The sequence below is a fragment of the Olsenella sp. oral taxon 807 genome (assembly GCF_001189515.2).
Taxonomy (GTDB): domain Bacteria; phylum Actinomycetota; class Coriobacteriia; order Coriobacteriales; family Atopobiaceae; genus Olsenella_F.
Genome location: NZ_CP012069.2, coordinates 1,613,303 through 1,632,897 on the forward strand (window position 1 = coordinate 1,613,303; position 19,595 = coordinate 1,632,897).

General features: G+C 61.8%; 13 protein-coding genes. 1 reads left to right on the plus strand and 12 read right to left on the minus strand.

The genetic code is table 11. The annotated features are described in order from the left end of the window. Window positions 1–202: 202 nt before the first annotated feature. From ADJ70_RS06845 to ADJ70_RS06900, 12 genes are all read right to left on the minus strand, one after another. A complete protein-coding gene (locus ADJ70_RS06845) occupies window positions 203–5,509 on the minus strand; it encodes a DUF4132 domain-containing protein (RefSeq protein ID WP_050340400.1) in 5,307 nt (1,768 codons plus the stop codon). 88 nt (window positions 5,510–5,597) lie between these two features. Further along, complete coding sequence (locus ADJ70_RS14940) at window positions 5,598–6,017, minus strand: hypothetical protein (protein ID WP_050340402.1); 420 nt, start codon at window positions 6,015–6,017, stop codon at window positions 5,598–5,600. 712 nt (window positions 6,018–6,729) lie between these two features. After that, the gene (locus tag ADJ70_RS06855) at window positions 6,730–7,347 is read right to left on the minus strand and encodes a superoxide dismutase (protein ID WP_050340404.1); all 618 of its coding nucleotides are present in this window, start codon (window positions 7,345–7,347) and stop codon (window positions 6,730–6,732) included. Between the two features lie 178 nt (window positions 7,348–7,525). After that, window positions 7,526–8,353 (minus strand): metal ABC transporter permease, encoded by an 828-nt coding sequence (locus ADJ70_RS06860; RefSeq protein ID WP_050340405.1) that lies wholly within the window; start codon window positions 8,351–8,353, stop codon window positions 7,526–7,528. Continuing rightward, on the minus strand, window positions 8,353–9,105 hold the full coding sequence (locus ADJ70_RS06865; RefSeq protein WP_157051431.1) for a metal ABC transporter ATP-binding protein: 753 nt from the start codon (window positions 9,103–9,105) through the stop codon (window positions 8,353–8,355). Before ADJ70_RS06865 ends, ADJ70_RS06860 begins: the two co-directional genes overlap by 1 nt. Continuing rightward, window positions 9,105–10,097 carry a metal ABC transporter substrate-binding protein gene (locus ADJ70_RS06870; RefSeq protein ID WP_253273128.1) on the minus strand — a complete coding sequence of 331 codons (993 nt, stop codon included), beginning with the start codon at window positions 10,095–10,097 and terminating at the stop codon, window positions 9,105–9,107. The genes ADJ70_RS06865 and ADJ70_RS06870 overlap by 1 nt, the downstream gene beginning before the upstream one ends. Before the next feature lie 889 nt (window positions 10,098–10,986). Then, a complete protein-coding gene (locus ADJ70_RS06875; RefSeq protein ID WP_050340408.1) occupies window positions 10,987–12,753 on the minus strand; it encodes an ABC transporter ATP-binding protein in 1,767 nt (588 codons plus the stop codon). Further along, window positions 12,750–14,621, minus strand: a complete 1,872-nt coding sequence (locus ADJ70_RS06880) for an ABC transporter ATP-binding protein (protein WP_157051432.1) — start codon at window positions 14,619–14,621, stop codon at window positions 12,750–12,752. The genes ADJ70_RS06875 and ADJ70_RS06880 overlap by 4 nt, the downstream gene beginning before the upstream one ends. A 177-nt stretch (window positions 14,622–14,798) precedes the next feature. After that, complete coding sequence (locus ADJ70_RS06885; protein WP_050340410.1) at window positions 14,799–15,848, minus strand: AraC family transcriptional regulator; 1,050 nt, start codon at window positions 15,846–15,848, stop codon at window positions 14,799–14,801. Window positions 15,849–15,852: 4 nt separating this feature from the next. Next, the gene (locus tag ADJ70_RS06890; RefSeq protein ID WP_050340411.1) at window positions 15,853–17,256 is read right to left on the minus strand and encodes an ABC transporter ATP-binding protein; all 1,404 of its coding nucleotides are present in this window, start codon (window positions 17,254–17,256) and stop codon (window positions 15,853–15,855) included. Beyond that, a complete protein-coding gene (locus ADJ70_RS06895; protein WP_050340413.1) occupies window positions 17,253–17,939 on the minus strand; it encodes an energy-coupling factor transporter transmembrane component T in 687 nt (228 codons plus the stop codon). Before ADJ70_RS06895 ends, ADJ70_RS06890 begins: the two co-directional genes overlap by 4 nt. Beyond that, entirely contained in the window at window positions 17,936–18,568 is a 633-nt protein-coding gene (locus tag ADJ70_RS06900; protein ID WP_050340416.1) for an MptD family putative ECF transporter S component, read from the minus strand. The genes ADJ70_RS06895 and ADJ70_RS06900 overlap by 4 nt, the downstream gene beginning before the upstream one ends. Before the next feature lie 406 nt (window positions 18,569–18,974). On the opposite strand from ADJ70_RS06900, the gene ADJ70_RS06905 reads away from it, so the two are divergent. Then, entirely contained in the window at window positions 18,975–19,541 is a 567-nt protein-coding gene (locus ADJ70_RS06905; protein ID WP_050340420.1) for a TetR/AcrR family transcriptional regulator, read from the plus strand. Window positions 19,542–19,595: the final 54 nt, after the last annotated feature.

Here is a 19,595-nt window from a genome sequence, read left to right on the forward strand (position 1 = left end):
CGATCGGTACGATCGGGGCCGAGTGGCAGTGCAACTCACACTGCCGCTCGACGGTGAACGTACTACGCATCACGTTCAAGGCCGAGTGGCAGTGCGGTCGGTACGATCGATGCCGAGTGGCAGTGCGGACTCGCAGGTCCAGCCGTTCAAGCACCCGAGAAACCGCTCCAGCCCTTGGGATCTCGACATCGTCACTCCCCAGTCACTCCGTGATCTGCCTCAGGATCTCTGGGTCCTTGATCTTCTGGTCACGAGCGAGCAGCAGGACCTTCGAGAGAACCTCGGCGGTCTTGGGATCCTCATCCGCAAAGGGCAAGAACAGGCGACCGCGCGTCTGGGAGTGTACGGGAAGCATGCAGATCATGCCCGTACCCATCTTGTGCACCACGCCCGATCCCAGGTGGATTGAGTAGTTGCCCAGGGTACCGTGGACCTTCGCATGCGAGCCGTCCACGTCCACGTTCCTCACCTTCAAAAGATCGAGCAGCTGCCCGAGAATCGCACGGCGCATCTCGATCGTCGAGGAGCTGGTCTCGGGGTCGACGGCGCCCGCGTGGGCGACACTCACCACCAAATCAACATCACGCATCGTCTCGGAGAACACGATGGGAGCGATCTCCTCGAGCGGCACGGCCTTCCATGTGCCGCGCCCGAAGAAGTTGACCTCCTCGATCACAGGTGGCTCGATGTCAGCGGGAGAGAACCAGTCGGCGTAGGACACCATGCATGCCACGAGGTTTTGGTCGTACCAGACCTTCTGCAGGCCCGTCTCGTAGTCAACGGTCCACCCGCGCGACTTGAGCAGGGTGGCGGCCTTCTGCGGCTGGATCTGGTTGCCAGCGTAGCGCCGCGAGATGGTGCGCTCCTGTCGCTCGTCGGCAGTGAGAAGATAGAGCTCACGAAATACCTGCTTGAACGGCTGCACCACCGTGCGCTCGAAGACCTCGCCCATGAGGCGGTACCAGACGCCCTGCTGCTTGAGGTCAAAGGGATGGGCAATGCGCAGGACACCGGCGTCCAGATCCCCGAAGTCCCGTGCCCAGACACTGTACGTGCCGTCGGTAAGCACGAGCCTCTCCATCATGGCTCCAATAACGGGATTCGCAAGGATGCCAGGAAGCTCATCGGCAGTGAAGCCGCTCTGCTCGACCATCGCTCTCTCCAGGATGGCACGGCCGCGCTTCTGCTGGGCACGCAGATCCTTCACCTGACTCTTAAGACCCACGACATAGGGATCCCTGGCAATGGCCCTGGGCACGCTTCTCAGGAGGCGCTTGCCCTTGCGCACCGCCAGTGAGGCACACCCCATATCATCGAACGCGATCCAGACCTCATAGTCTTTCACGACATGGGGCTCGAAGCTCTCGCGCATACACTCGATCTGGGTGCCTTCCATGCGCCAGACGAGGCGATCGACGTCCGAGAACCCAGCACAGCGCGCCAGATTGGCAAGGGCAGCTTCGACCGCGCGCTTCTCGCTGCTTTTGCGCATCGCCCCGAACCGCACGCTTCCCGCCTCGAAGTGACGGATGAACTGGTAGCGATGGAGCGTCTCCTGCGGGGTGCCCTCGTACGGGATGAGTGGATAGCTGCGCAGCTTGTCCTGGTTGCGCTTCTGCTCGATTTCCTCCTCCAGCGCCTTTTCGTCGACCCTTCCCAGTGCCGCATCGACGAACAGCCGCGAGCGTCGATGGAGGCTATTGCCAATCGAGAGGTACTTGGCCGCACGATAGAGCACCTTGAAGCGCGCATCTCCCAGACGCTGGTGCACGTCCAAAAACCACTCGCGGTCGAACTGGCCGTCATTGAACTGCTGGGGCAAGATGGACGAGTAGCGCGCGACCTCGGTCTCCTTTGCGGCCGAGAAGTCCTCGCTGACATGCGCATGAAAGAACCAGATGCCCGATTTCAGGGCGTCCCAGCCGCTGACCTGCTCCGCGAGCCCGGCCCACTGGGGCGCGAGCATCGTCGCCTGCACGAGGCGCTCATCGCTGATGCCGGCGGATCTCAGCAGCACAGAGAGGCTCGTTGCCGTATCCTCTGGAGCAGGCTGACAGGCCTCGAGCAGGTCGATAAGCATGTCTCGCTTCGAGCAACTGCAGTCTCGGGTAAGCGTGTCGTTGCCCAGCGCCTTGAGCAGATTGCAGAAATGACGTGCCCCGTCATGCTGTACCCGCACGATACGGAAGGCCAACTTCGAGACGGGCGTTTCCAGCTCCCCGCGCCGCTCCTCAACGTCGACGATACGCGATATGGCGCGATCGCACAGGTCCTGGGCGAAGGGATAGCGCTCTACCATGTGTGCCCGCTCACGACGGGCCTGACTGGTCCTCGGGGCCACATGCTTCCATGCAACAGCGGGAGCAGTGAAGACAAAGCGATAGAAGGCACCCTCGCCGATCATCGACTGCCCCAGGGCACGCGCATAGTCCTCAAGGTCAAGGCCAAGCTCGATGTCACATGCGCTCCCGTTTGCCCTCTCCACGCAATACTCCAGCTCGAACCAGCGTCTATACTGCTCATCTGTGAACTCCAGCCGACGTATGACCATACGCCAGAACCGCAGCCATCGCGCGTTGATGGGATAGAAGTCCGAGCTGCCATAGTCGTAGCACGACATCTGAGAGACCCGTCGCAGACAGTTCTCGAAGGCGCAGCGACCATACATGCGCAGGAAGCTTCGGTACAGGCGCAGGGCCTCCCCCACGAGCTCGTCCTGGTCAACCTCGAAGAGCGAGAGCCACAGGACCTGCTCGGCCTGAAGTGCGCGGCCTTTTCCCAACTGATCGACCTCCCACGGCCAGATCGTCTTGTCGTACGTCTCCCTCAGCGAGAGCATCCGCCCAACGAACTGATAGCGCGTGCTGGGAGGCTCATCGCGATCCAGCGTGGCACTCACGACGCGCAGTGCCTGCGCCGCACCCGTGGTGACAGGAGCGATTGCCTCCCTGAACTCGTCGGCAAAGGGCAGCATGCCAAGGCGTGCATCCTTATCCGCCGCACATCGTGCCTTGCAGCCCACGGGCAGGGAAACGTAGTTGCCAGTCGAGCCAAGTAGCTGCGTCTCGCGTGCGCCGTTCCAGCCCTCGACCTCGTACTCATAGTCCTCGTGTCGCTCGATGACGCCCGCGATACGCAAAAGCGCGTCGGCCGCACCCTCATAGTCAGCGTAGTCCTTGAGCCTGGGTGGTGTGAGCAAGTGGGTGCCGTCTTGGGTGACGAGCTCTCGCGCTGCGCCGACCGGGCCCTTTGCCTTTGGTTCTCCATCAGCAACTGAGTCCCCGTCGCCGAACAGCGCCCTGAGCGCACAAGAGAGGAAGCCACCACGCCGAGCGGGATCGTGGGCATCAAGGCCTTGGGCACCGGGGTCTGGAGCACCGACATCCTGGACACCAGAGGGCACCACAGCCTGCCGCTCACCTGCATACGCCTTCTCTGAGCCACCCTGGAAAAGGGGTGCGGCCTCGAACAGGTCCACGTAGCGTTCCTCGAAGGGCAGAGCCTCTTCGGGGTCGTACAGGCCATAGCCGTTCTCGGGCGTGTATGCCTCGGTCTCGGACTCTCCGAGGCCAAGGCCATCGAGCAGGACCCTCGTCTGGGCGGGAACGTCGCGGGAGGAAAGCTCGCCGAGCGCGAGGGACAGGGCCTCATCGTCTGCAAACGCGGCGGCATCCGCCGAAACATCCCTCTCCTTGCGCGCCCGCAGCACGAGCTCGATGCCAGCCTGGTTCTGATAGGCGTTGTTGGCCTGCAGCAGCCGCACCGTCACACCCTTAAGCTTATCCCACGACTGCGCAGTGAGGATACCCATGACGCCCTCACGCAGCGATGAGCTCTTCGAGGAGAGTACATTGCCGAGGGCGTCCAAGTCCCGCTCGCCAACCCTCATCCGCGACAGCCGGTCAACAGCCAGCTGGCGCGTGGCGACGGTACGGTCGCCCAGCAGGTCGAGCAGCAGCTGATGGTCGGCAGGAACGGTGTCGGGCGAGAGGAAGGTGTAGACCAAGATCCACCTGAGGTCCACGTTCATCAGGTCAATCATGCCGTAAAGCTCCTGTACGAGCGCGGGGTTCAGATCGTAGAGAGCTACGCTCATCATGCACTTGATGACCCTGTCCACAGAGAGAGTGATGGTAATCTCGGCGTAAGGGCTGTCGGAAAACGTGCGCTTCTTGCGGCCGACCTCTTGGGCGATGCCCTTGAGTTGAAAGAACAGCCGCGCACGCTCGGCGGCATCACTTGGGAGCGCCTCGTCAGGACAGGGGCGCAGGGGCTCAATATGCGCGTCCACGCTTCTGTAGCGGCCACGCAGGGCCTGGTCCAGGACCGCGAGGTTGCTTATGACCCATGCGAGGGTCTCGGGATCGCGCTCGTCCAGATGGCGCATCGCGAGGGACATCCGATACGCGTCGTCCGTTATGTTGCGTATGAAGTACCAGCCCAGGACGCGCCTCACATGCACAGGGTCAGTGACAAGACGCTCTAGCTGGGGCGTGACCAGCGCCAGGTCATCAACGCCTAAGGCCCACAGCCCCAGGTGCACCTCGATGATGTTGTCGCTCTCAAGCAGCTGCAGGCAGTATGCCTTGTCGTCGAGGGCACGCAACGCCAGCCCTGCGAAGCGCGCAAGCCGTCTTCCTTTCATCGCGGGCAGGGGCAGCCCGCACCAGGTACCAAATGCGCGCAGGGCGGCGCTGAAGCGGAACAGGTCCCTCTCGACGCAATGCGACAGGATGCGCTCCAACGTGCGCCTCGTCCCGCAATCCGCTTGCTCCAGGATGGCCTGACGCACGCCCTCCTGCTCTTGCGCCGCGTCAAGCAGTCTGAGCAGGTCGCCCACCAGTTCCTCGTTGCCGCTGCGGACGATGCCCCGCACCAGGTGATGGTCGAGCGCACTGGCCGCGTTGTCGCCATAGATCGCGTCCTTGAGGTAGGCAATCACGTCCGCGTCACCGTTGCGAATGGCGATGGCAATAAGAAACTCGAAGTGCGTGAATATGTCGGAGTAGTCCCTGTATAGCAGCTCGGCCACAGGACGTTCGCAACAGATCGCCCCCACATTGTCCGCAAGAATGAACATGGCGCTGTACGCATACAGCGCAAAGTCCCGTGCGTGGCAACTGCGCCTCAGCCAGCCGAAGCCAAAGGCGCCTTCCGCGACAAGGTCGAGAATCTGGCGCAAGAACATGCAGACCTCAGGCCCTACCACCTCGCCAAACACCCACGCGACGGCGGGCGTCCAGAAGTCGTCCACAGTGTGCACCTCGCACACAGGCCTGCCCAAGGCCTCCTCAAACGCCATGAGAAACTCGTCACGCGCATCATGAACGCCGTCAGGCACCCATAGCCCAGCCAGCGATTCCGGGATCGTGGCAAGACGTCGGTCGCCCAAGACGACAGCTGCGATCGCAGACGCAAGCCCGATCCTTCCGCGAGCAAGTGCGTGCAGGCGCTCGACCTCCTCTGCTGGAATCTCTATCTTTGGGCGACTCGGGCGGCTTCGTGCCATCGTCTTCTCCTCACAGCCATGGTGTGTACGACGCATTCGGAGTGTACGTGCAGGGCGTGCGCCGCAGGGTACGGTGCCTTCGCAGCTCTCACCACATGCTACCAGCCAGGAAGGTGAGACGAATGAAGGTGTACGTGACCCCGTCTTGGGCGGGGACGGACTCATCGAGGCTGGTGAGCTCATCGTCACCTGCGACCACACGGATGATGCCGTCCTCGAAGCACTGCAAGGCGTTTTTCTCGGCCTTGATGCGGTCCGCCTTCGCCTGCGCATGGATGCGCCCAAAGCCCACCTTGCCCACCTCGGCCATACGATCGATCTCGTCCTGACTCAGAAGCGCCTTGAGCATCTCACCGGGCTCACGCCGGTTGTACGCGCTAAGCTCCACGTCCACCAGCGCGATGATGAGGTCACGAAGCGTGCGCACGTCATGGGGAAGCTCGTAGGACTTCGGCTCGAGAAAACCGCGCTCGCGCCTGAGCGACTTGACATTCGCAAAGATCTGCATCAGACGACCCCCATCGTGTCCCGCTCCCTGTCAAAAAGGACACTCTCACCTTCTCGCGGTCCACAGCAAAGCGGACGGCATCCCAAAGCTGTGGAGCCATCTGCCACTCATCAATTAGTCGGGGCTTATCGCCAATGAGAAGCTCCGAGGGCTTTGAGTCAGCCATGGCAAGGAGCGCAGGGCTCTTATCAGGATCTTGAAGGTATATCTGACTCCTCGTGTGATGAATTCCGGTCTCCGTCTTGCCGCACCACTTGGGCCCCTTGATATGAACCGCACCTGAGCTGCGCAGCGCGTCATCGAGTCGCGTGTCTGCCACTCTTGGCAGATATCCATCCGATTCACAAATGCCAAACGTCATTTCCGTCGCACCTCAATCAAGGGGTGATAGCTAGCCTTTTGATTTGATTCTACCAGTTAGACCATAGGAGCTTTATGGGTTGGACCGTTTTCACTTTATGGGTTGGACCGTTTTCGCTTTATGGGTTGGACCGTTCCCGCTTTATGGGTTGGACCGTTCCCGCTTTATGGGTTGGACCGTTTCCGCTCACTCCGCACCTCGTTCAAGGGTTGAGCCGTCCCCTTCCGGCCGCACACATAATCCGGCCGCGCACAGAAAAGTCCCGCGCGCCTTCAACACGACGCGCGGGACCCATCTGACACATAGCTTGGTGCAGGATTGGGGACACACGCTGCCCCACCACCGAAGAACCTAGCCGGCGACCTTAGCGTACCTCTCGGCAACGGCATTCCAGTCGAGCACCTCGAAGAATGCGTCCACGTAGTCGGCGCGCAGGTTCTTGTACTTCAGGTAGTAGGCATGCTCCCACACATCTATACCGAGGATAGGCACCGACTCGCTTCCCTCGCTGAGGGGGTTATCCTGGTTGGGGCTGGAGGAGACGCTCAGGGAACCATCCTTGCCGGAGTTGAGCCATGCCCACCCGGAGCCAAAGCGGCCAAGCGCCGCCTTCTTCAGCTGATCCTTCAGGGAGTCCACGTCACCGAAGCCCCTCTCGATGGCCGCCTTCAGCACACCTTCCGGCGCAGGGGCTGGGTTTGGCGACATGATGGAGAAGTAGAGGTTATGATTGTAGAATCCGCCACCGTTGTTGCGGATGACCTGGCGAAGGGCTTCGTCCTGTATCGTCCCCAACGAAGCGAGCAGGGCCTCGATAGGTGTGTCAAGGACGCCCGCCTTCTCTGCGGCCTCGTTCAGAACCTTGGTGTATGCCGCATGGTGCTTGGAATAGTGCGTCTCCATCGTCAGCGCGTCGATATGCGGCTCCAGTGCGTCAAAGGAATAGGGCAACTCTATCTGCTTGTACATGATGTGGCTCCTCTGCTACTAGGAATGACTTGCAATAAGTCTACCCACATCTAGGATTCCATTCCCCAGAAACTACGATATGCCAATACGTTCTCGCGCAACGGGGAGGCGCCCCGTAAGGAGGCGCCTCTATAGGTGGCGCGCTGGCCCGAGGGCGGCGAGATGTGACGTCGAGACCTCACCCCCTCCGGAGCGCCCCGTGGGGGCCGAAGACGTATGCGAGCGCGAACTCGATCCCGAGCGCGACGCCGATCATCCCTCCCGATGACGCATTTAACACGTAGCTCAGCCAGACCCCCACCAAGACCGCCACCGCCGCCACCAATGGGGAAAGCCACAGCATCCTCCAAATGCTGTCAGAGAGCATGCGGGCCGTCGCGCCAGGCGTGACGAGCATGGCAACCGATAGGATGATGCCCACCGCCTGCAGCGACACCACGACGGTCACCGCAAGCGCAACGAGCAGGATCGTCGAGAGCGTCTGGGGAGCGAGTCCTATCGCCTGCGCATGGGTCGAGTCGAAGGCGAGCAGGGCAAGGTCGCGCCTCCGGACGAGGACGACCGCAAGGACCAAGGCACCCAGGACGATCACCTGCCACATGTCATCCACCGTGACGCCCAAGAGGTTGCCAAACAGGATGTGGGAGAGGTTCACCTGGCTCGGAACCTTGGAGATGAGCACGGTGCCCAAGGAGAACAGGGTCGTGAACACGATGCCCATGGAGGTGTCGGAGCGTATGATGCGATTTTTCCTCACCGCGCCAATGAGGACGACGGCCAGAAGTGCCGACACGAGCGCACCGACAACGTAGGGAAGTCCCAGCAGGTACGAGATAACGACCCCCGGGAGCACCGCGTGCGAGATGGCATCGCCCATGAGCGACCAGCCCATGTGGATCACGTAGCAGCTGATGACGCCACAGACCAAGGCCGTAGCCAAGCCCGTAATCAGGGCACGCTGCATGAAGGCGTGGGAGAGGAGGTCGAAGAGCCCCACCGTCGACATCAGGCCACCATCCCCTGAGCCGTGTGCGCGTCCACGCTGAAGGCCCGCGCGACGTGGTCGGCCCTCAGAACCTCATCGGCCGGTCCCTGGCAGACGACCGTACGGTCGATCAGGACCGCCTGGTCGAACGCCGTAGCAGCCATTCTCAGGTCATGGACGGCAACCAGCACGGTGGTGCCCTCACGGGCAAGCTCCTCCAACAGCGTCATCAGGGTCGCTTCGGAGCGCTTGTCGACGCCCGCGAAGGGCTCGTCCAAAAGCATGAAGCGTGCACCCTGCGCGATTCCCCGTGCGACGAACATGCGTTTCGACTGTCCGCCAGAGAGCTCGGAGACCTGCCTGTGGCGGAGGTCGGAAAGTCCCACGCGCTCGAGCGCGGAGGAGACGGCACGACAATCCTCGCCACATGGGTGCCTCATGATGCCCATGTGACCATAACGTCCCATCATGATAACGTCCTCGACACTCAGCGGAAAGGTGTCATCGATGCTGTCTCGCTGCGAGACGTAACCCACCATATTGTGCCGGAGGGCCTCTCGCACCCCCAATCCGTCATAGGAGATGGTCCCGGACTGGGGGCGGATCAAACCCACGAGCGCCTTGAAGAGGGTGGACTTTCCCGCGCCGTTAGCTCCCACCAGAGCGCTCAGGCTGCCCGGAGAAAGTGACAGGCTCGCATCCTTAAGCGCGCATGAGGCCGCGTGGGGGTATCGCACACTAAGCTTCTTGACTTGGATTCCCGAGGCACCCATCATGATCGCCCCTTCGACAGGCCCTCGACGATGACGCGCGCGTCATGCCTCAGGAGCTCGAGGTAACTGGGGACGGGGCCGTCAGCATCCGAGAGCGAGTCAACATAGAGCATGTGGTCGGCGTCGGTTGAGAGATTCGTCCCCGTCGCCTCGGCCACTTGCTGCATCGCCTTGGGGTTCACCGTCGACTCGCAGAACACGGTGGGGACCCCGGCAGAGCGAACCTTCTCGATGACGCTCGCCACCTGCTGGGGTGTGCCCTCGTTCTCGGCGTTCACCGGCCAGAGGTAGACCTCGTTGAGCTTTGCGTCACGGCATAGGTACGAGAACGCCCCCTCGCAGGTCACCAGCGTGCGACTACCCTCGGGGAGCTTCGAGAGACCCTCCTCGAGCTCGTCGGCAACCTTCTGGATACGGGCCTTGTAGGCCTCTCCGTTGCTTTTGTACTCGTCAGCGTGGTCAGGGTCGAGCTCGCTGAAGGCCTTCACGATATTGTCGACGTAGATCTGCCCGTTCTTGGGCGACATCCAGGCATGAGGGTTGGCGTTGCCCTGGTACTCTCCCTCGGCTATCTCCATCGGCTCCACGCCCTTCGAGAGCTCGACGCGCTTGGCGTGGGAGTCGGCGATGAAGCGCTCGAACCAGCGCTCGAGACCGAGGCCGTTGTCAAGCACCAAATCAGCCCCCTCCGCCCGGGTGATGTCATCCGGAGTCGGCTCGTAGTCGTGTATCTCGGCACCGGGCTTGGTAATGGATTGCACGTCTAGGTGGTCACCCGCAACCTGTTGGGCCATGTCCTGGATCACCGTGAAGGTGGTCAGGACAACGGGCTTCTTCTTCCCCGCATTCTGGGTGGACGGCGCCCCGCCTTGCGAGCATCCCGTCAGCATGCCATAGGCCACGAGGATACCCGCGAGGATGAGGAGGGTGGGTGCAACGAGAAGTCGCAGCCCACGCCTGGAGGAGGCCTCTCGTCCCATAAGTCCGACCATGTGTGTTCCTACCTTTCCAATCGTCTTCGAGTAAGAGTTATCTAACTAACCTCTCGTACATCATACATGAATCAGTAAGCCATAGCAAACTATTTTGGAGATATATCACTCACTCAGCTAGAACCAGACACGAGAAGCCCATCAAAAGGGCGCGGGGCAACGTAGCCTAGCCAAGCATGGGGCATATAAAGTCGCAGGAAAATACCGCCATGACCTATCGAGCATGGCTTCTCCTGCCGAATAATTCGTGAGAAAGATATGCTCTTCGGGGGTTCGTGTGGGTTGACGCCTTGGCGAAGATGCCAACCTGGCAGCGGCGCCACTCGCTCAGAGCCTGTCTTCCCGACCAAGCGAGGGGGGCCAGCGAGGGGGCGCCGCCGGCACGCCATGGCGGTTGAGGCGCTCGTGCCACCTGACGCAGCTCGCGTCGCGATTCGTATCGCGACGCGCGTCGCAACAGTGTACACAAATGCCCCAAAACGGCTCCGAGGGGCCATTTTAGCCAATTTGTGTACACTCCTGCATCCCCACGGTTGTCCACAACAGCGCAACAGCCCAATAGTGTACACAAATGCCCCAATCCGGCGCGGAGAGGCCCGATCCTCCCATTTGTGTACACTATTGTGATCCCAAGGCCACTCACAACCCAAGCCCACGGCGCAACAGTGTACACAAATGCCCCAAAACGGCGTCGAGAGTCCATTTTAGCCAATTTGTGTACACTCCTGCGTCGTCGCCCTGGCGGTGATGCCCACGCCGCCCTAGCGGTAACGCAACCACCCACCCACACGAACTCACGAAGCTTCAAAAGATATAAGTTGAAGCTAACAACTACGGCACGAAGAGCCTGCACCTGGTGCGCCTCGAGCAAGGTCGTAGCGCCCTGACGTCAGCTGCCGATGCGCCAGCCCTCCGCCTCGGCGCGCACCCGAACGAAGTCGCGGTATATGCCCGCCTCGGAGACGAGCTGCCCGTGCGTACCTCGCTGCGTAATGCGCCCCTTGTCGAGCACAAGAATCTGGTCGGCGTGCTCGATGGTTGCCAGGCGGTGCGCGATGACTATCACGGTCTTGCCGCGCATAAGCTCGCTCAGGGCCTGCTGGACGAGCCGCTCGTTCTCGGGATCGATCGATGCAGTCGCCTCGTCGAGAACCACGATGGGCGCATCCTTGAGAAGCGCCCGGGCGATGGAGATGCGCTGGCGCTCGCCACCCGAAAGACTCCTGCCAGCCGCGCCCACCCTGGTGTCATACCCTTCTGGCAGAGCACAGATAAACTCGTGGCACCGGGCGCGGCGCGCAGCCTCAACCACCATGTCGCGCGTGGCCCCGGGTACCCCGAAGGCGATGTTGGCCTCGATCGTGTCATCGAAGAGGTAGACATCCTGGAACACCATCGAGAAGTTCCTGAGCAAGCTGTCACAGCCAAACTCCCGCACGTCATGTCCGCCCACACGCACCGCTCCGGAGCCCACGTCATAGAAGCGAGCCATCAGGCTCGCCATCGTGGTCTTGCCCGAGCCGGAGGGACCCACAATAGCGCAGGTCGTGCCCTCAGGAATCGCAAGGCTCACGTCACGGAGCACCTCTTGCCCCTCGCCTGCGCCACGCGGGTACGAGAAGGACACGTGGTCAAACTCAATGTCATGGCGCTCAAGCGTCACCTCGTAGCCACTCTCGTCGATAAGCTCAGCATCCAGCACGGCGTCTATGCGGTCAAGCGCGTCATCGATATCGGCGAGCATGTGCGCCGCGTCCACCAAGCGCAAGATGGGGCCAAAGATGGTGGTCGAGAGGAGCGCGATGGCCATGAACTCCCAGGTCGCCATCTGCCCAGCAAGGAGGGCCGCGCCTGCGGCGACAAGAAGGGCGGCCGAGGCCACGCCCAAGACGATCCTGTGAATGGTAGCCGGGGGCGTGAAGGCATGCTCTATGGCAACGCGGGCATCCCAAAGACTTGCCACGGCATTCCTGAAAGGAGCGAGCGTCTCCGCGCTCGTACCGTACGACTTGGCCGTACCGAGTCCGGCATAGAGCTCGACGACTGCGCCCGAGAGGCGTTCGGTCGCCGTGCGCGCGGATGGCGTGAGCCGCCTTGCTGCACGGTTGATGGCCTTGAGGGTGAGCGACACCAGCGCCACGGCCGCGCAGGAGATGACGGCAGCCACAGGGCAGGTCGCACACAGCCACAGGGTCACGACGAGCGCTGACGCGTAGCCACCGAGCGCGGCGTCCGCCTGGCGCACCGCCTCGAGCTCAATCATGTTAAGGTTGGTGGTCACGGCAGACAGGATGTTACCCGTCCCCACAAGCTGGAAGTAGCCAAGCGGCACGCGCTTGAGGACGTCGCCAACCGCGAGTCGCGTCTGTGCCGCCCGCTCGTAGCCGATGCTCTCCTGTACAGTGTCTTTCAGGAATTTGAGCACCGCACGCACGACGACGCACGCCGCAATGACAGCAAGAGAACGCCATGCCAGCCCATTGTCTATCTGCACCTGTCCGCGTGCGACACTCACGAGCTGCCCAAGCACGTGCGCCGCAACGAAGACGGGGACGGCCGTCGCCACGGCAATGACGATCTCGAGCAGAAAGCCCACCCAGAAACGTCTTCTGAGGCGTCCCACCCAGGTCATGACCCGCCTATACACGCCGATCATCGAGCGCCACCCCCTAAGTCCTCAGACGTGACAGGAGCGTGCGAGCCCGCCGCCCAGCCAGCCGCCCCTACGTGGGCCATCCACATGTCTGCATAGAGCTGACAGCCCTTCAGCAAAGACTCGTGCGTGCCCCTCGCGACGATTCTCCCTTTGTCCATGACGCAGATGGTGTCGGCCGCAGTAATGGTCGAGAGACGGTGAGCGATGACGATGAGTGTCTTCTTGCGAGCAAGACGGGCGACCGAGCGCTGGATGTGCGCCTCGTTCTCGGGGTCGGCAAATGCAGTTGCCTCGTCGAGGATGATGATGGGTGCATCCTTGAGTATCGCCCGCGCGATGCAGATACGCTGTCGCTCGCCGCCCGAGAGCGCCCGACCCGCCTCCCCAGCCGGCGTGTCCCAGCCACGCGGAAGACGGGACACGAACTCCTCGCAGCTTGCCGCCTCTGCCGCCACCCTCAGCTCATCCTCGCTCGCATCCGGCTTGCCCATCCGGAGGTTGTCGAGAAGCGTGCCGTCGAGCAGGTAGTCATCCTGCGAGACGTAGCTCACCAAGCACGAGAGCTGGTTGAGTGGCATGGCGCGCACGTCGACGCCACCGATGGACACCGATCCCGCGCAGACATCCCAATGACGCACGATGAGCCGGGCGATAGTCGACTTACCCGAACCAGACGGTCCCACCAGCGCCGTGAAGCTGCCCTCAGGTAACCTGAGCGACAGGTCATGCAGTACCTCGGTCTGTCCGTCATAGGAGAAGCTTAGCTTGTCCAGGCGCACGTCGTACCCACACACGTCCGCAAGGGTTGCAGGCTGGTCGAGCGTGGGAAGGCTTAGGAACTCTTGGGCATCGGCAATGGAGTAGGCGATAAGGTTCATCTCGTTGAGGCTCGCGCCCATATAGACGGCAGGGGTGACGATCGCGAGGGCGAGCATGCACGCCAGGCCAAACTCACCCGCCGTAAGGAAGCCACCGCTAAAGAGGGTAACGCCTGCGGGCACCACGCCAAGCAGCGTGGTGGGTAGCACTGACATCGAGAGTGCCAGAGCCGGACGCGCCGTCCGCATCCACCTGAGCGTATAGTCGAGGAAGTCCGTCACCGCGTTCGCAAACCTTTGGTAGGAGCTCGTAGTCTGATTGAAGGCCTTCACGACACGAATGCCCTCTATGTACTCGACTACGACGGAGTTCACCTGATCCTGCCTGGACAGGTAGCCACCATACATCCTGTAGTAGTCTCGTGACCCGACGCCGAGGATGGCAAGCCCTATGGGCAGCGTGGCAAGGCAGGACAGCGCAAGGCGCCAGTCGATGGCCACGAGCCATGCTGCGATGGATACAGCCAGCAGCAGGTTGGCGGAAAGCTCGGGAATCATGTGGGCAAGTGGCAGCTCTATCTGCTCGATGCGGTCGGCCACCACGTTCTTGAGATGACCGACGGACCTTGCCCGCGCCGTCCCGAGCGAGGCGTCCATGAGCCGCCCCGCGATGCCCAGGCGCAACTCGGCAAGGATGGAGTAGGCGCAGATGTGCGAGTTGATGGTGGCAATCGCGAAGAACAGGTGCTTGACGACATGCGCGAGGGCGGCAACCGCAACCCATGCGAGGACCAAAGACCAGGGGACGTCCCGGTCTGCGGGAGATGTGGCCACCATGTCGATGATACGGTATGTCGCATAGTAGGGAACGAGGCCCGCGAACACACTGGCAATGGAGAGCAGTCCCGCGAGCACCATGCGCCCCCGACAATGCGACGTGTAGCCGAGTAAGGTCTTGAGCCAGCCTTTTGTGTCCTTGTGCAGGTGTCGCTCTGTGCCCCGAGCGACCGAGCCCCTTTGCGCTCGTGCCTCCTTGCCCCCATCCGCCATGGTCTCACCCCGTCGTCTTTTGTCTCCCTGCATGGCCTGTGATCTCGCAGGCCTGGCGCTGACTATAGCGCCATGGCCTGCCTCACCTGCCCCGCTTGGACGGAGAATGGGCTGATCGGACGGAAGACCTTTGCAGGATGAGAGACCATAGTCGGATGGGGGGCTGGTCTTGCGCCCTTATGGCGTGCGTCTCACCCCATCCGCTTCCTCATGCGCCAGACGTCGGTACGCTGAGGGTGTCACCCCCATGAGCGCCTTGAACGCTGCGGTGAACTTTGACGGGCTTCCGTAGCCGACCGTTGCGGCGATGTCGGACACAGGCAGATCTCCCTGACGCAGCATCTCGGATGCCCGCTCCATTCGGTACGTCCGCAGATAGGTATAGGGAGGCATGCCGTAGACGCCCTTGAAGCAGCTCTTGAGGGCTGTGGGGGAAAGTCCCACCAGCCTGGCCAGCTCCCCCACCCCATAGGTCTTGGTAAGGTCAGCCACCATGAGGGCGCAGGCCCGCTTGACCCCCTCGACCTGCGCACGCTGGAAGTACTCAAACTGTTGCCCTTGATCGTCCCCATCCACGCGGTCGAGCAAAAGCAGCAGGTCGAGCATCTTGACCTTGGCAAAGACGCGAAGGCTCTCTTGGCCGACCGTGTAGAGCTCGGAGAAGACGTGCTCTGCGGCACTACAGTCGTGCAGCACAAAGGGCAGGCCGGCATGACAGAACTTCTTGCGAAGCGCCCGCACGCTCACGGGAAAACCGTCCAGCATACGCCGGATGGGCCCCTCGCAGACGTCTATGTCGAAGTCAACGGTAACACCACTGTAGTGCTCGGTCGGAAACACGTAGGTACCGGCATGCCCCACGAAGTCACTGATTCTCAAGTCACCGCGGGCGGTGTAGGAGTAGGTCCCGCCTGGCAGAGCCTGCTCGATGCGACCAGCACGGCAGTGGTTCACGCTGATGTGGTTGCCGTCAAAGGCAAAGCCTGTGAAGCACTGCGCCATGTTGAACTCGTTGAACGAGAGATAGACGCCAGGCATCACTGTGACGAATCGTATGGTGCCCCTCCCCGTCTCGTTGAGGATGCGTATCAGGTAGACATCACCCTCGACGGACAGCTCAAAGCTCGTGTCCCGACTCCCCGCAGAGCTGACGCCCCTGCGAGCGACAGCCGGGACGCCCGAGTGATACAGGCTTTTGAGCTCGCTCAGAAGCGCACTCTCATCCATGCCATCACCCCCGCCCCGACAGGCGATACACGTGGTCGCAGCAGCGTGCGATAAGCTCCGTGTCATGCGTTGCCACCATGACGCAGGCTCCTGTATTTGCCAAACCCCGCAGCAGCCTTCCGACCTCTATCATATGCCTGTAGTCGAGTCCGCTGGTTGGCTCGTCGAAGAGGGCGACCGGGCGAGCGGAGAGCAGAGTGGCCGCCATGGCCAAGCGCTGCCTCTGACCGCCAGACAGCGACATGGGATGGCAGTCGGCCACGTCGGCAAGGTCAAGCGAGCCAAGCACGTCATCGATCCTCGTGGGGTCATCACACGAGAGCTCGCAGTCGCCTCGCACACTGTCACCCAAGAGCTGGTGGTTCACGTCCTGCATGACCATGGAGCACATCCTTTGCCGAGTCCCTCCCGAACAGCTGCGACCATCGAGAAGGATACCACCCCTCACCCTGCGCTCGAGCCCCGCCACCGCGCGAAGCAGCGTGGTCTTTCCGGAGCCATTCGCCCCCACGAGGCCCACGACCTCGCCACGAGCCACGTCCAGGCTAAGATGCGAGAAGACCTCCCGCTTGGCTCGCAGCACAGAGAGACCGCGCAGCGATAGGCCGTGCGTGGAGGGAGGCGAGGTAGCGGGAGGGGCAAAGGTCAGCTCAGGTGATGGCAGCATCCTGGGGTTACTCACACGTAAGCCCAGCTCGGCCCTCTCATCGTCGGAAAGTCCCATCAACTCGCCTGGAGACATCGTTCTGACGATGCGACCGTCCCTCAAGAGAATGGCGCGATCTATCAGGTCACCAAGATAGGCAAGGCGATGCTCGGCGATGATCACCGTCTTACCTCGCGCAAGCACGTTGGCCATCTGGGCATGCAGCGTCTCGATGGAGACGACGTCCAGGTTGGCGGTAGGCTCGTCGAGAACGTACACGTCAGGGTCTGCCACGGCAACCGAAGCAAACGCGAGCGCCTGTCGCTCTCCGCCGCTCATTCGCGCCACGTCTCTGCCCAAGAGACGCTCGATGCCCATGCCGCTCACGACCTCGGCGACCCGCCGCTCTATGAGTCCGACGTCTGCGCCGGCGCACTCAAGCCCAAAGGCAAGCTCGTCGTCCGAGGTCTGGTAATAGAACTGGGACCTGGGGTTCTGGAAGACCGAACCCACCCTGTCCGCAAGCTCGTACATCTCGCAGGAGCCGGGCCTGAGCCCACAGACCTCGACCTCACCCGAGAGCTCTATGCCCATCTCGAACGAGGGAATGAGCCCGTTGACGCACCTGGTGAGCGTGGTCTTACCCGAGCCCGAGGGCCCACAGAGGAGCACGCACTCCCCTCTCTTAACTTCGAGGTTGATGGGGCCAAAGAGCAGCCGTCCACACGCTCGACAAGAGACGCCCCGAAGCCATACGCTCATGTGTAAGCACCCCCACAGGTGAGGGCACAGGCCACGACCGCAAGGGTCAGCACGACCCAGTCAAGAGCGCCCATGCGCAGCCGCTCCGTGTCAGGGCGACGAGCCGGGTTCTCGATCCCGCGACACACCGCCGCACGCGACAGCTCGTCGGCCGTGTTCGTCGCAGACATCATAAGCAAGACAACGAGGGCCTCGACGCGCTCCGAGAGGGATATGTCGCGAAGACGCAACGCGTCACGTATGTGGCCCACCTCCTCTGCGAGCGTCGGAAAGTAGCGCAGCGCCGTCGCAAGGGGAACCAGCACCGTCTCGCTCACACGAAGATGCCTGAGCGCCGCCGTGATGCGATGCGCCGAGTTGTCGGCCGCAAGCAGCGAACTTACCATGAGCACCCCAAAGACGCGACGCACAAGCGTGAGGATGTAGGTAAGTGAGGACAGAAATGCCACCGCGCCTGCGGCAAAGGCATGGTCGAGCACCCACGCGAGCAGGGCGAAGGCAACGACGAAGCTCACTGCCATCCTCCCATACCCACAGAGTAGTTGCAGAAAGGCCAGTGCCAGCACGAAACCAACCTCAAGCCAGAGGGGCTTGCCGACGAACGAGACGAGCGTTAGCGCCAGGAGCAGGCCCATGTTCGTGCGCGGGTCGAGCCTGAAGGAACCCAGCCACACACCTGTCATCCCTCGGCGAGTCCCGCCCTGACAAAATGCCTCTTGAACAGCCGATGGGTAACGAAGGAACCTATAGTCGCGCCCACGAGGGTGAACATGGCGCAGAGAACGAGGAAAGAGGGGTCGGCAACCTGCTCACATGTTCGCACATAGTCATCGGGCATGCCCTGGGTCAAGATCTGCGCCATGAAGGAGTCATGGTAAAGCCAGATGGTGGGCAGAGGCGAGATCATCCACCCAAACGAGAAGAACGCGAAAGCGACCGCGTTTCCCCTGTAGCTGGCATAGCCGGTGAGCCAGCGCACGAACTCCGAGAGGGCCGAGCTGCCAACAACCAGGACGAGCGCAAGCACGAGGTTGCCCGTAGAGGCGCTCAGCAAGGCGAGGAGCACCCCCATGATGAGAACGGCGAGGGGCTTTCGCACACGAGTGCACAGAAGCATGAACGGCACGCTACCCACGATGGCGGCAAGTCCGGGAAACAGCACCCAAACCAGCGGGTGAATGCCCGACATGACCATAGGTACCATCGAGACGGCAACGTAGAGGGCGAAGAATATGCCGATGGTGATGAGGTCTCGTCCTCTGAGGCGACGAACCCCCCACAGCGAGGTGGAACCAGCTGCTGCTTCTCGCATTTCACACCTTTCGCTCGCATACCCACATGGTCTACCCGAGCCGTGTTAGATAATACTTACTCCATTATGATAGGATTTGCGGAGAGCTGCGCTAGCCCGATCGGGGCAAAAGTGTACCGATCGGCTCGCGAGGTAGCGCTGTTACTTTTCACAGTTAGGCCAGTGATGTCCTTTCAGACTGTCGCGCCGGACCCGTCTGCGGCCCTGTCGAAGCTGGCGGACAACTCGACCACGCCGCTCGGTGACGTCGGGCGGCACGTGCACGCCAGGTGGCACTCCCATGAGAAGCGATGTGGCGTTTGACAGGGACCTGCGTACCCACCCGTTTGCCCTTGACAGATTCTGAGGGCCGGTCTATGGTGCGAGCGAACATATTGTGCTGTTCATTCATCAGGAGCTGAGGACAGTGGAAGACAAGAAAGGCACCCTGAGGGAGGCCGCCCGACGCGTGTTCTCCGAAAGGGGATATAAGGCGACGAGCATAGCGGCCATCGCCAAGGAGGCACAGGTCGCCGTAGGAAGCTTCTATAACTATTACCGATCGAAGGAGGAGGCCTTCATCGACGTCCACGACGAGGAGAACGACCGCATCCGAAGGCAGATGATGGACGAGATCGACTGGACGGCCGAGCCGGTAAGGGTTGCTGGCCAGCTGTTCGACTGCTCCTTGAGGCTCGTCGCAAGCAACAAAATCCTGTCGGAGTGGGACAACCCGGCCATCGCGAGCGCGCTGCACGCACACTACTGGTCCGACGCCAAGAGGGAGAGCTACCCCTTCCACCAGTTCCTTACGCGGACGTTCTCCCAGAGGATGACCGAGGCGGGTTTTGACGAGGAGAGGATACGTCAGGTCCAACAGGTCTACGAGCTCATCTATTTCATGGACACGCACATCACCAGCCAGGACTTCCCAGGCTTCGAACAGGCGATCAGAACCCTGGTGACCTACTTCGTCAAGGGCCTCTTCACGTAGGTGCAGGCAAGCGCCGCCAGGTGAGCGTGAACGCGCAGGCTCGCACGTCCACCG

Coding starts and splice junctions, on each gene's coding strand:
- ADJ70_RS06860 (WP_050340405.1), bottom strand. CDS start 8,353: ATGTCGACGGTGGGGCTCTTCGACCTCCTCTCCCACGCCTTCATGCAG.
- ADJ70_RS14940 (WP_050340402.1), bottom strand. CDS start 6,017: ATGCAGATCTTTGCGAATGTCAAGTCGCTCAGGCGCGAGCGCGGTTTT.
- ADJ70_RS06875 (WP_050340408.1), bottom strand. CDS start 12,753: ATGATCGGCGTGTATAGGCGGGTCATGACCTGGGTGGGACGCCTCAGA.
- ADJ70_RS06855 (WP_050340404.1), bottom strand. CDS start 7,347: ATGTACAAGCAGATAGAGTTGCCCTATTCCTTTGACGCACTGGAGCCG.
- ADJ70_RS06870 (WP_253273128.1), bottom strand. CDS start 10,097: ATGGTCGGACTTATGGGACGAGAGGCCTCCTCCAGGCGTGGGCTGCGA.
- ADJ70_RS06865 (WP_157051431.1), bottom strand. CDS start 9,105: ATGGGTGCCTCGGGAATCCAAGTCAAGAAGCTTAGTGTGCGATACCCC.
- ADJ70_RS06900 (WP_050340416.1), bottom strand. CDS start 18,568: ATGCGAGAAGCAGCAGCTGGTTCCACCTCGCTGTGGGGGGTTCGTCGC.
- ADJ70_RS06890 (WP_050340411.1), bottom strand. CDS start 17,256: ATGAGCGTATGGCTTCGGGGCGTCTCTTGTCGAGCGTGTGGACGGCTG.
- ADJ70_RS06885 (WP_050340410.1), bottom strand. CDS start 15,848: ATGGATGAGAGTGCGCTTCTGAGCGAGCTCAAAAGCCTGTATCACTCG.
- ADJ70_RS06895 (WP_050340413.1), bottom strand. CDS start 17,939: ATGACAGGTGTGTGGCTGGGTTCCTTCAGGCTCGACCCGCGCACGAAC.
- ADJ70_RS06880 (WP_157051432.1), bottom strand. CDS start 14,621: ATGGCGGATGGGGGCAAGGAGGCACGAGCGCAAAGGGGCTCGGTCGCT.
- ADJ70_RS06845 (WP_050340400.1), bottom strand. CDS start 5,509: ATGGCACGAAGCCGCCCGAGTCGCCCAAAGATAGAGATTCCAGCAGAG.